This window comes from Paraclostridium sordellii (assembly GCF_000953675.1).
Taxonomy (GTDB): Bacteria; Bacillota; Clostridia; order Peptostreptococcales; family Peptostreptococcaceae; genus Paraclostridium; species Paraclostridium sordellii.
In genome coordinates, this window is record NZ_LN679998.1 from 1,762,682 (window position 1) to 1,776,306 (window position 13,625).

The window sequence follows — 13,625 nt, forward strand, 5'->3', positions numbered from 1 at the left end:
ACTTTTACTTATATTTTTACTTATATCAATCCTGCAATCATTATAATAAATACTGATATGGGTATTAAATAAACTACTATAGGTTTCATCCACTTATATACTCTCACTTTTTTAGATCCAGTATTTACTTCATCCATGTAATTTTCAAATTTCCATTTATATGCTGTATATATAGATATCATCAATGCTCCTAATGGCATTAATATATTTCCTGAAATATAATCAGCTAAGTCAAATAAGTTTTTGCCAAATATATTAACTTCACTTAATGGACCATTAGCTAATATACAAGGTATACTTAATAAAAATATACTTGTTAATACTATCCAAACAGTTTTCTTTCTATTTATATCAAATACTTCTGATATAGTACACACTATTGATTCTATATATCCTATTCCTGAAGTTATTCCTGCAATTATAACTAAAAAGAAAAATGAACATCCAAATAATTTTCCTCCAGCCATTTGCGAAAATAGATTAGGCATAGTTATAAAAGTAAGACCTGGACCCTCTGTTGGAGACATTCCAAAAGAAAATATCGCTGGAAATATTATAAGCCCTGCTACTATAGCTATAGCCGTATTAGATATTACAATTATAGTTGCATCACCTGTTATATTAGATTTTTCATCATCTAGATAACTACCATATACAAATGCAGCTGCAACTCCTATCCCTATTGCAAAAAATGCCTGACCTAGTGCTGCAAGTATTACTTCTCCTGTAATTTTAGAAAAATCAGGTGTTAAATACCAAATAATTCCTTCCATAGCTCCAGGAAGTAACATACTTCTTATAGCAAGTAATATTAATATTATAAAAAGTGCAGGCATTAGATATTTACAGCAATTTTCTATACCAGCTTTAAGCCCTCTATTGACTATAATCCCAAGCAATATTATCATTATAGCTGTATAAAATAATACTTGAGAGGGACTAGAAATAAAATTTGAGTAAACTTGTGATACTTCAGTAATAGATAATCCATTAAAGGATCCCATAAAAGTTTTTACTAAATATGCAAGCATCCATCCTATAACAACTATATAATATGACATTATAAAAAGTGATGCTATAACTCCTAACCATCCTATTCCTACCCATATGCTTCCTTTTTTAGTAAGTTTACGCATTCCTTCTACTGGATTTAAATGGGTCTTTCTTCCAAGTCCCATCTCAGCAACAAATAATGGTATTCCTATAACTAATGATATCAATACATATACTATTAAAAATGCACCACCACCATTGACTCCAACCATATATGGAAATCTCCATACAGCTCCAAGTCCTATTGCAAATCCTATTGTTGACATTATAAACCCAAATCTACTACCCCAAGATTCTCTGGATTTTTCCATAGTCCACACTCCTATTTAATTTTCAAATACAGTTTGTTCATTAACTTCTGTTTGCAACGCTTTTAATGCTTTTAATACTAAACCTTTTCTTAATTTTTTACTTCCATCTTCCCCTAAATTAGGATCCCCTAATGGATAAGGGATACCTATAGTAGGTATTATTCTATTTGCACCTATTGTTAAAGATATTGGAACTACTGTACACATATGAACTACTGTTATACCTTTTCTTTCTATTTCTTTTACCATCGTTGCACCGCAACGTGTACAAGTACCTCATGTAGAAGTTAGAATTACAGCATTTACACCATCTTCTATTAACTTATTTACAAAGTCTTCTCCAAAAGCTTTAGCATTGTTGACACTTGTTCCTGTTCCTGTAGTAGTTATAAAGTAATTTGCAAGTTCGCCTATAATGCCTTCCTTCTCCAATTCCCTAGTAACATCAAGAGGGACTACTAAATTAGGATTATCAAGTACATACGCTCTATCATACCCTCCATGAATTGTTGTGAAGTCATCTTTACTAAGGGTGTTCATTTTACTTATATCATAAATTCCATATTTTGTAGCACTTGAAGATTCTATTTTATCTGGATTATCTGTTGGAACTATTCCTCCAGAAGTTACTATAGCAATTTTGGCTTTTGATAAATCTTTTATAGGCTTAGCAGGAGTTACTCTATCAAAGATAGGCATTTCATATTCTGTTTTAAACTCTTCTTTATTTAATTTTTTAACCAACATATCTATAGCTCTTTCAGATCCTCTAAGTTCATGGAAGAAATTTTTTCTTATCCCTCTTAAAATATACCCTTCTTCTTCTGGAGGTCCTACCTCTTCACCCTTTGCAAGTTTTAATCCTAAATTAACCATCTTAGGTACAGTCTTTCTAAGATCTGCTGCTGAATTTTTAGTTTCTATTATATATAAATCTAATTTATACATATCAACTCCAGGATTTTCTATATACATGCCTGTAACTACTGGTATTTTAAGTTCTTGTTCGACCTTTTTACATATAGCTCCACAAGCTACCCCATATCTACCTGCGTTAAATGCTGGCCCTGCTATAAATAAGTCTGGTTTTTCTTCTTTTATCATTTTAATTAAAACATTCATTGCATCTTCCATATTCTCTCCAAAATAACTATCTCCGCATATAACTGTAGCTACTATTTCAGCTTCATCTTTAAATGATTTTTGAAAAGCTAATCCTGGTCCTAAAGCTCCTTTTCTTTTTTCTGGAGGGATATTGGCTTTTTCTTCTCCTCCAATTCCTGCAAAGAAATTATTTATATAATGAACAACCTTTATTTTACTCATAATTTTACCTCCTTTTATTATTTGCTATCTTAGTACCATCTTGCAGTTAAGTGATTATATCCATTGGCTATAGTTGAAGCGATTATAATTTGAAGTTCTGCATCCATGCTGCCATCTTCATTTAAGCAACCCTTATAACCCCCAATCATCATCTCAACATATTCCAAAGTTCCTATAATTTTTTCCATAGCTGGAAAATGTACCACTAAGTTTCCTTGACCACAAGATACTAGTGCATCTGCTTCTTTAGTTGCATCTGCTACTGATTGACTTTTCCCATCCCTACCAGGAAATTCATCTGTTATTAGAACAACTTTTGCTCCTGCTTGAGTAACTTTTCTACAATTCATCATGAGATCTGTATCTGGATTTCCGTATCCTTCTTCAGTAATTATTATTCCATCTATTCCCAGGTAGTCTACAAATTTAGCAACCATATCTGAACTTCTTTCTTTATCAACTAAAAATACATTTTCATTTGTTAAAATAACTCCAACAAAATTTATATCTTTTCCATGTCTTTTATATAAATCTTCTATTACCGGATTATTTAGATGATGGAATGTAGTAACCTTATCACAAGGAGCAACACAGTTTCCAGAAATTATAGCTCCATCCATAATTTCAGTTGGATACATTAAAGTTGGTACGATTTCTTTTGCATCTACTCCATAATAATAAGTATCATGTAATAAACCTTGAGATTGTAGCATATGCACATAGGCTACCGTTGGTAAATCTGGATATTCTTTTATTTGTTTAAGTAGTGGCTTAGTTTCATAAGTTTTTATTTCATCAGGTTCTATATTTCTTGCTGCCTCTCCTATATAAGTTGCAACTCTAAGACCTGCCATTCTAGCAGCTGCTTCATAAGCATGTGTTTCTAAATTTTCTTGTGGTTGCATCATTATACATACATTATTAGTTTTTGAAAAAGGACAATAATCTGCTATTGGACCACTCATATCAATTACTCCTTCTTGAAAAGCTACTATACTTCCACCTGTTACAACACAAGCTCCCACTAATGCATTAGTCCTTCCACTTCCAACTGTTTTTACTTTATTTATAACTCCAGGAAAAATTTGACCTTCTCCACTTACCTTAACTCTTGGTTCTATAACATCTTTAACTGGCGCAATTCTTACAGATTCACCTGGTCTTGCTAAATCAATATTTACACTTTTTATTCTTTCATCTTCTAATACTATTTTTTCAATTTGACTTTTATCTACATATAGTATAGATTCTTTAACTTCTGTCTTCTCTCCAAACTGAACATCTTTAATGAAAATCTTCCCTAATTCTAATTTCATATTTTACCTCCTATATTTTTAATTTATATTATTGAATTTTTAATAATAGATAAATCTATTATCATAAATTGATCTAAAACTTCTTTTGTCCAAAGGGGAGTCGTATTATCTCTTAGTAAATCAGTATATACTTGTATACTATTTTCAATTATGCTCAAGCTAATTTCATCTAAGTAACTTTCATATTTACTAATTAAAATAGATTTGTAAGGAGTGTCGTTTGCTTTTATGCTTCCTGCTAAAGGATGAGTATATAATTTATGTCCTCTATGAATTTTGTCTCTAGTTACCTTTAATACATCTATATAGTTATAATTTTTTAAGTATAGTGTTTCTAACGTATCTTTATATTCAGTATAAACTAATTCATTATTAGTAATTATTAACCTATCTATGTTATCACCCCTTTAGCTTTTTCTTATTTTATTTATAAAGCATATATCATGCCAACTTTTTAAAATAATTTTATATTTTATACCTATTGATTTTACTAAGTTTTTTCTCTTTATTTAAAATTTAATTTTTTAATTCTAATCCAATTGAGAAATTTTTTTCTCATAAAATAAAAAGGTGAGAAATTTTTTTCTCACCTTAACTTATATTCAGCTATTTTATTAGTTAATTGCCTTCTACTTATATCTAATTTCTTAGATGCCTGAGAAATATTATTCCCACATTGTATTAATACTTTCTCTATATATTCACATTCAAATTCTTTTCTTATCTCTTTTAATGGCTTTATTGTTATTTTTTCAAAATTTTCATTCTTATTTATACTTGGTAAACATTCTTTAGATATTTTTCCATTCTCACTTAATATTATCATTCTATTTATTATGTTTTTAAGTTCTCTTATGTTTCCTGGATAATCATAAGTTATTAAAAAGTCCATTATTTCTGAATCTATTTTATTTATTTTTTTATTATATTTATATTCATACTTTTTTATAAAAAACTTTATTAATTCATTCAAATCTTCTTTTCTTTCTCTAAGTGGAGGTATTGTTATGATTATAGTGCTTATCCTATAGAAGAAATCTTCTCTTATACTCCCTTTTTCTATCTCCTCTTTAAAGTTTTTATTAGTTGCACTTATTAATCTAAAGTCTGATTTGATTTGTTTATTACTTCCAAGCCTTTCTATTATACCATTTTCTAAAGTTCTAAGTAATTTAACTTGTACATCTAGTGATACATCTCCTATTTCATCTAAAAATAAAGTTCCTCTATTAGCTAACTCAAATCTTCCCTTTCTTCTTTCATTTGCTCCTGTAAAAGCACCTTTTTCATGTCCAAACAGCTCTGATTCTAATAATCCATCAGAAAAGGCACAACAGTTTACGGCTACAAAGGCATTATCCTTTCTATTACTTAAATTATGTATATATCTAGCCAAAACATCTTTACCTACTCCAGACTCTCCAAGTATTAATATGTTTATATCACTAATTGCAACTTTTTCCGCTATTTTTATTATATCTTTAAATTTTTTGCTTTTAGTTGTAAGTTTGAACTCATCTCTAGTTTTTTTTGGACTTTTTAAATCTATAGATTCTTTAACCTTTTGTATTTCATTTAATAAGTCTTTTGTTGGATTGCTTTTTATAAAATAAGAAAATGCTCCTTTTTTCATAGCATCAACAGCATTTTCAATAGTTCCATATCCTGTTACCAAAATAACTTCTATATCCTTGTTTATGATTTTAACATTCTCTAACAATTCTACTCCATTCATTTTATCCATTATTAAATCAGACAGTACTAAATCATAACTTTTATCTTTTTCTATAATACTTATAGCTTCAAGTCCACTTAATGCTACATTTACCTCATATCCCTTCTTTTTTATTATCTTTTTCATTACATTAGCATATTCTATTTCATCATCAACTATCAGTATTTTCAAAGTTAATCCCCCTTACCTATTGGAATTTTTATGAAAAATGTAGTTCCTACTCCTAATAAACTTTCTACACTTATACATCCTCCACACTTAGTTATTTCATTGTAAGTTATATAAAGACCTAATCCTGTTCCTTTTCCAACTGGCTTTGTTGTATAAAAAGGATTAAATATATTTTTAAGATTTTCCTTTGATATACCTGAACCTGTATCTTTAAATTCTATATTTAACTTATTAGATTCTTTATATGCTTTTATAAAAATAGTACCTTCGTTACTTATAGCATATATAGCATTTGATATAAGATTTAATAATACATGTTTTAGTGAATCTTCATTTATATAACAATTCAAATCTTTTTCACATATTATATTTAATTTTATGTTTTTGCTATTTATTGATTTTTGCTCTAATTTTAGAGTATTTTCCAAAAAGTTTTTTATGTTTACAAACTCTAGTTTGTCACTACTTATTCTTGAAAAGTTTAAAAGATTTGATACTATATTACTTGCCCTTTGAACATTGTTCTCTATTCCATCTATATATTCATTAAATTCTTCTTTGCTATTATCATCTTCTTTTAAAAGATAACAATAATTTATGATTATCCCTAATGGGTTTCTTATTTCATGTGCTACTCCTGAGGCTAACTGACCTATAGCTGCCATTTTATGATCTCTTAACATTTGAGCTTGTGTAACTTCGAGTTTAGCTTGACTTTCTAGTACTTCACTTGTTTTAATTTTTATTTCTTTCTTTAAGATATATGTGCACCCATAAAAAATATATATTGTTATTAATATTATACTAACTAAAAGATACATCAAGTATCCCGATTTTGTACCACAGAAAATCGTATTTATATCATCATATTCGTAATACCATTTTTCTTTTAAATCTTCATATACTCCATTTTTTTGAAGATTAAATATACCTTTATTTAGTATGCTAACTAATTCTTCTTTATCTTTTCTTACTGCTAATACAGCTTTTTTTGTATATATAGGTTCTTTTAAAATAGTATATTCTTCACTTATTTTCATATCTTTTATATAATACTTAAGAACAGGTTCATCACCTACAACAGCTTCTACATCCTTGTTTACTAAGTGTTTAACTGCACTTTCTATATCTTTAGTAAAAACTATATCCAAATTTGAAATTCTATTTTTTAAAAATTCTATAGAGTAATCCCCTTCCAGTATAGCAACCTTTTTACCCTTTAAATCTTCATAATTCTTTATATCTGAATTCTTAGGTGTTAAAATATTTCCTCTTAGAGTATATACAGGGTCTGTAAATACAAACTGTTTAGACCGTTCTTCTGATTCTATTAAATCGAAAAAATCTATACTTTTATTACTAAGACTATATAAGGACTCTTTCCACCAATCATTGGGTTCAAAATATATATCTTGACCTATTTGAATAGATAACGCATTTATAAGGTCTACAATCATGCCTTTATATTGGCCATCTAGCTTATCTTTGTATCTAAGAGGTGGAGAACTTTGATCTGATCCATAAATGATTTTACCATTACTTTTTAAAATTTCTCTTTCCTTTTCAGTTATAGGCATAGACTTTTCTATATACTCAAAGATATTTAAATTATAGGTTATTCCTACATATATATTAGCTATTATACCTATAACTACAATAGAGTAAATAATACCTATAACTATTATAGTCCTCTTTTTCATAATACCCCCAATTTATAATCATTTTATCAATCTGAAAATTATACTTCTTTTTATATCTATAGCTTGTTTCGGACATAATTCATGGCAGCAAAAACATCTTATACATTTATTTAAATCTATCTCTATTTTTTTATTTAAACTTATAACCTGTGCTGGACATATTTCTATACATTTTTTGCATTTTACACAATCTTTATAAGAAATAATAGGCTTTGGAGTTAATAGTTTCGTAAGAGGTTCATGAATAAACTTTGGCATAGATGATGCTAATAATCTAAAATCTTTACTGGTTTTTGGTATTTTAAAATCCTTTATAATAAATTTATTTATATCATCTCCTACTAAAACTACATCACTTAAATCTTTTTTTATATAGTCTCTTTTTATGCTCCCTCTTATAGTAGGTACTTTGTTTATATCTAAATTAATAATCTTACAAGCTATTGCATCTAATGCATATGGACTAGCTGATGCTAGAGTTACACCAATATGTCTTGGAATTCCCGCTGATGGCCCTTCTCCTTCCATACCAACTACTCCATCCATAATGGTTAAATTTGGATTTACATAAGAACATATATCTAATAATACATCCTCACAAAATATTTCTTCATTTGGAAATCTATAATGTATTTCTGCCTTTTTAAGTCCTGCTATAGATCCATATAAATTCTTAACTCCACCTGTGAATGTGGCCATACCATGAGTCTTTAATTTACATATATTTATTATATAATCAGCTTTTATTATTGGAGTTATTATATCCATAAACCTTAATGCTTTAGCACTTGTACTTTCCACTTTAACTTCACTTATATCATAATTTAAGTTTATTCCAATTTCATCTGCTATATCTTTCATCCCAGTTGATTTGTATATACCTTTAAGTGATGATACTGTATATGGTCCTCCAGGGCTATCTGCTATTATTACTTCACAGTTTAGTCTAAGTAATATTTCACATACAACTTTAACTACTGTTGGATGAGTTGTTGTAGCTTCTTTTGGACTTTTTTTCATAAGCAAATTTGGTTTTATTAATACTTTGCTATTTGGTTTTATATATTTTTCTATTCCACCTATATCATTTAAATTTTTCTCTATTGATGCTTTTATATTTTCATAATTATAATCATCACATTTTCTTATTGATACAAATTTCATTTTTATCCCCTTTTAACTTTATTCTTATTTATATATTAGCATAAAAACTTTCCATTTTTACATAATAAAAATTCGCTTTGCTCATATCCCCAAAGACTCCGTATGTTACTCAAAATTCTTTTTTGCTTTCTATAAACTTATTTACACAACTATAGTTCATTAATTATCAACAAATTTTAAATCAATATACTATCTTAGAAATTAAAAAAGTGTAGACAAGTTTGTCTACACAAACCTATCTACACTTTTAAAAACATTTAAGCTAATACAGGTATCATCCCATCGTTATTATCTAGATGATCCTTATCTTCTGCATGATTACCATATGCTTCTTTTATAGTTTGATTAATTTCATAATATCCATTATTAACTACATCTTTTATATTATCTGAAGCATCACTTATGCTACCAAAAACAGTTTTGCCTGCATCTTTAACTTCAGCTGCAACTGTTTTTATTGTATCAATTACATTCTTGCTAACTGATACAACTGAATTTTTAACTTCTTTAATCAAAGACCATGAGTTTTCAATATTATTTTTTATATCTTTGTAAGCTTTTTTAATTTCATTGTATCCTGTTGAAGCTGTATTTCCTATTTCTTTTATTGGTTCTTTTATAGATTCTACTCCATTATTTACCATTTTACCAGTTTGAACTAATTTTTCTACAATACCACTATTTGGATTGTTCCACTCATACTTAATTTCATCTATTGATGTTCCAACTGTTACTACTACTTCCTTAATATTTTCCCCTATTGAAACAGCTGTCTTTACTCCTGTATTTATTAGAGATGTAGCTGAATTTTTAGTATCTTCAGCTATTTTTCTTAAATCGGAGGCAGTAGTTGTTACTTGTTTAAATGTGCTAGCTACTTGTGATGCAGTATCTTTTATTTTTTTACTTACTGAATCTGACATATCTTTTATAGTTTTTGATACAACCTTGGCCGTATCAACAACAATATTTGATACTGACTTAACTGTTTTAACAACACTTTCGCCTACAGAAACTGCTGTCTTAACAAATTTTGAAACCTCACTAGCCGCATAAGAAAATTTATCAGCTACTGACTTAAAAAATCCACTTATTGAACTCTTAGTTGTGTTACTTTCTTTAGATACAAGCTCTGAAGAATCTTTTATATCATTAGCAATTGAAGATATATATTCATCTTTATCTAATTTTATATTGGTAACTTGTACATTTGAACTCAGATTGTCATTTTCTACCTTTCTATCTCTACTATTGTTATCATTTCTATTTTTAATAACAGTTGCATTTAAATTAACATTGTTAGTTATTTTCATAACCTTTCACATCCTTTTATTTTTTTATAATATATAATCACTGCTAAGTGCTTATAAACTAATATCTTATTTCTCCTTGTGGTGAATATGCCGAATTTTGTGATAATTTAAATTGATCTTCTAATATAAATTCACCGTCTATAAAAAATTTCATTGTCCAAGTTCCAAATGGATATTTGCGAGTATTATCAGTTAAATCTATCCAAAACCATAACATTATTGGTTCTTTACCATTTGGCGGCATAAATAAATTATTCTCAGTTACTTGAAATAACGCTCCTACAGGTGTATACCATGCTGTTGTTACCGTATGTAAACCTGTTACATTAGTAAATTGAAATCTTGTTACTACTTTTTTATCTAAAGCCATATTAAAAATTTTTTTATTTACGATATTTTCTTGTTCAATTACGGAAGAACCTATATCGTACTTTTCTATATGTGTTGTATATTGAGTATTATTATAAAGTCTCTGATCATTTTCATTAATCTTAACTATAGACCAAAGTTCTTCATTGTCATCTGGTAAGTATACATTTGCAGATGGATCATTAAGCTTTAACTCCCCATTAATAAGAAATTTATACGGATGCTCACCTGTTTGCAAATCACATTTAAATGTCCATTTATTATTATCTTTAATCATAACTCCTTTATTATGATCATAATTATTAAACTCTCCTATTACAGATATTGTTTTAATTGGTAAATAATTATTTTCTTCATATTGAAAATTCACTTCCATAGTAAAAAACCTCCTATATATCATGAAGTACTACAGTTTTTTTTAAAAATGTTTTACTTACCTTATTATATCGTTAATATTATTACAAACTTTAGCATAAAAAAGTACTACCCAAAATATAGGTAGTACTTTCAAATTTAACTCTACTTTACAGAAATATTTATATTTTCATTTTCTCCATCTACTATTATAGTACATCCATTATATATATCTCCTGCTATTAACTTCTTAGCTATAATAGTTTCTAATACATTACTTATATATCTCTTTAATGGTCTAGCTCCATATATTGGATCATATCCTTCTTTAACCATTATATCTTTTGCACTATCTGTAACTTCAACTTTTATATCTTTATCCTGTAATCTATTTTTTAAAGACTTCATGAATATATCTATTATTTGTTTAATTCCTTCTTTATCTAATGGCTTAAACATTATAATATCATCAACTCTATTTAAAAATTCTGGTTTGAATCTTCTCTTCATTTCATTCATAACTAGATCTTTGGCTTCTTCATTTAAAATTTCCCCAGCTTCTAATAAATATGAGCTACCTATATTTGAAGTCATTATGATTATAGTATTTTTAAAGTCTACTGTCTTACCTTTATTGTCAGTAAGTCTTCCATCATCTAGTATTTGAAGAAATAAATTAAATACATCTTCATGTGCTTTTTCTATTTCATCAAATAATACTACAGAATATGGATTTCTTCTAACAGCTTCTGTTAATTGTCCACCTTCCTCATATCCTACATACCCTGGAGGAGGTCCTATAAGCCTAGAAACTGCATGTTTTTCCATATATTCAGACATATCTATTCTTATTATATTTTCTTCACTATCAAATAAATTATTTGCTAATGTTTTTGCAAGCTCTGTTTTCCCAACCCCTGTAGGTCCTAAGAATATAAATGATCCTATTGGCTTATTCTCATCTTTAAGACCTGCACGAGCACGTATAACTGCATTACTTACTGCAGTAACTGCCTCATCTTGACCGATTACTCTTTTGTGAAGTTCATCTTCTAATTTTAATAATTTTTCTCTTTCTCCTTCTACAAGTTTAGTAACTGGTATTCCTGTCCACTTAGCAACTATTTGAGATATTTCATTTTCAGTAACTTCTTCTTTTAATAAAGCGTCTTCATAGCTTTTTTGCATTTTTAATTCATGTTCTTTTATTTGTTCTTCTAATTTTGGTATTACACCATATTTAACTTCTGCCGCTTTATTAAAATCATATTCTCTTTCAAATTTTTCTACATTACCTTTAGCTTCATCTAACTTGGCTTTTAAATCTCTTATTTCTTGAATCTTGCTCTTTTCTTTTTCATACTTAGCAGTCATTTCATCATTTTTAGATTTTAATTCTGCTAATTCTTTACCTAAGTTTTCAAGTCTTTGTTTACTTTTGTCATCATTTTCTTTAAGTAGTGCTTCTCTTTCTGTTTCTAATGTTAATAATCTTCTTCTAACAACATCTAATTCTGTTGGAAGAGAATCTATTTCACTTCTTATCATTGCTCCAGCTTCGTCTATTAAATCTATTGCCTTATCTGGTAAAAATCTATCTTGTATATATCTATCTGAAAGCTTTGCTGCTGCAACTATAGCACTATCATGTATTCTTATACCATGATGAATTTCAAATCTTTCTTTAAGGCCACGAAGTATTGATATTGTATCACTTACGCTAGGTTCTTCTGCCATAACTGGTTGGAAACGTCTTTCAAGTGCTTTGTCTTTTTCTATATATTGTCTGTATTCATCAAATGTAGTTGCACCTATACAGTTAAGTTCACCTCTTGCTAACATTGGCTTTATTAAATTTCCTGCATCCATTGCCCCATCAGTTTTTCCAGCTCCAACTATTGTGTGTATCTCGTCTATAAATAATATTATCTTTCCTTCTGATGATTGAACTTCTTTAAGTACTGCTTTTAATCTTTCTTCAAATTCTCCTCTATACTTAGCTCCTGCAATTAAAGCGCCCATATCTAATGAATATATTACCTTTTCTTTTAAACCTTCTGGTACATCTCCTCTAACTATTCTTTCAGCTAAACCTTCAACTATTGCTGTTTTACCAACACCAGGCTCCCCAATTAAAACTGGATTGTTTTTGGTTCTTCTTGATAAAATTCTTATAACTCTTCTTATTTCTTCATCTCTGCCTATTACAGGATCTAATTTATTCTTTTTAGCTAATTCTACTAAGTTAGTAGAATATCTTTCTAATGCTTCATATGTTCCCTCTGGATCATTTGTTTCTACTCTTTGACTTCCTCTAACCTTAGATAATACATCTAAAAAATCTTTTTTATTTAAATTAAATTGTTTAAATATTTTTCCTACATTAGTTTTAGATTCAGTTTCAATCATTGCCAATATAACATGTTCTACACTTATATATGCGTCTTTAAAGTCTTTAGATATTTCTTCAGCTTTTATCAATACTTCATTTATTCTTCTTGTAGCTGTTATGCCTTGTGAACTTATTCCTTCTCCATGAATTTGTGGTAATTTACTAAGTTCTATATTTATACTGTTATTTAATGATGATACAGATATATTCATCTTCTCTAATATATTTGGAATTAGTCCATCTTCTTGATTTACAAGTGCACTTAATAGATGTATTACATCTACTTGTTGATTATGATTTTTTACTGCTATATCATAAGCTTCATTTAGGCTATTTTGTACTCTTACTGTCATTTTCTCTATATTCATATTAAAATCCCTCCACTATTTAGTTTTTATATTATCTATTTTAATTAAAACCT

At 28.3% G+C, this 13,625-nt stretch carries 10 protein-coding genes; all 10 read right to left on the minus strand.

Annotated features, from left to right (window positions below; all coding sequences use genetic code 11):
* Positions 1 to 20: 20 nt before the first annotated feature.
* Positions 21 to 1,364: a sodium-dependent transporter gene (locus tag ATCC9714_RS08465; RefSeq protein ID WP_057545023.1), complete on the minus strand. Its 1,344-nt coding sequence runs from the start codon at positions 1,362 to 1,364 to the stop codon at positions 21 to 23.
* A gap of 15 nt (positions 1,365 to 1,379) precedes the next feature.
* On the minus strand, positions 1,380 to 2,690 hold the full coding sequence (gene grdF / locus ATCC9714_RS08470) for a sarcosine reductase complex component B subunit beta (RefSeq protein WP_081013590.1): 1,311 nt from the start codon (positions 2,688 to 2,690) through the stop codon (positions 1,380 to 1,382).
* Positions 2,691 to 2,719: 29 nt separating this feature from the next.
* Entirely contained in the window at positions 2,720 to 4,006 is a 1,287-nt protein-coding gene (grdG, locus tag ATCC9714_RS08475) for a sarcosine reductase complex component B subunit alpha (protein ID WP_021129691.1), read from the minus strand.
* 23 nt (positions 4,007 to 4,029) lie between these two features.
* A complete protein-coding gene (locus ATCC9714_RS08480) occupies positions 4,030 to 4,401 on the minus strand; it encodes a GrdX family protein (RefSeq protein ID WP_055328727.1) in 372 nt (123 codons plus the stop codon).
* 191 nt (positions 4,402 to 4,592) lie between these two features.
* Positions 4,593 to 5,912: a sigma-54-dependent transcriptional regulator gene (locus ATCC9714_RS08485; RefSeq protein WP_077065679.1), complete on the minus strand. Its 1,320-nt coding sequence runs from the start codon at positions 5,910 to 5,912 to the stop codon at positions 4,593 to 4,595.
* A gap of 2 nt (positions 5,913 to 5,914) precedes the next feature.
* On the minus strand, positions 5,915 to 7,612 hold the full coding sequence (locus ATCC9714_RS08490; protein ID WP_057545026.1) for an ATP-binding protein: 1,698 nt from the start codon (positions 7,610 to 7,612) through the stop codon (positions 5,915 to 5,917).
* Positions 7,613 to 7,630: 18 nt separating this feature from the next.
* Complete coding sequence (locus tag ATCC9714_RS08495) at positions 7,631 to 8,776, minus strand: DUF362 domain-containing protein (protein ID WP_057541893.1); 1,146 nt, start codon at positions 8,774 to 8,776, stop codon at positions 7,631 to 7,633.
* 257 nt (positions 8,777 to 9,033) lie between these two features.
* Positions 9,034 to 10,089, minus strand: a complete 1,056-nt coding sequence (locus tag ATCC9714_RS08500) for a phage tail family protein (RefSeq protein ID WP_057545027.1) — start codon at positions 10,087 to 10,089, stop codon at positions 9,034 to 9,036.
* A gap of 58 nt (positions 10,090 to 10,147) precedes the next feature.
* Positions 10,148 to 10,834, minus strand: coding sequence for an early set domain-containing protein (locus tag ATCC9714_RS08505; protein WP_057545028.1), 687 nt, complete (start codon positions 10,832 to 10,834; stop codon positions 10,148 to 10,150).
* Positions 10,835 to 10,977: 143 nt separating this feature from the next.
* On the minus strand, positions 10,978 to 13,572 hold the full coding sequence (gene clpB / locus ATCC9714_RS08510; protein ID WP_054630516.1) for an ATP-dependent chaperone ClpB: 2,595 nt from the start codon (positions 13,570 to 13,572) through the stop codon (positions 10,978 to 10,980).
* Positions 13,573 to 13,625 lie beyond the last annotated feature (53 nt).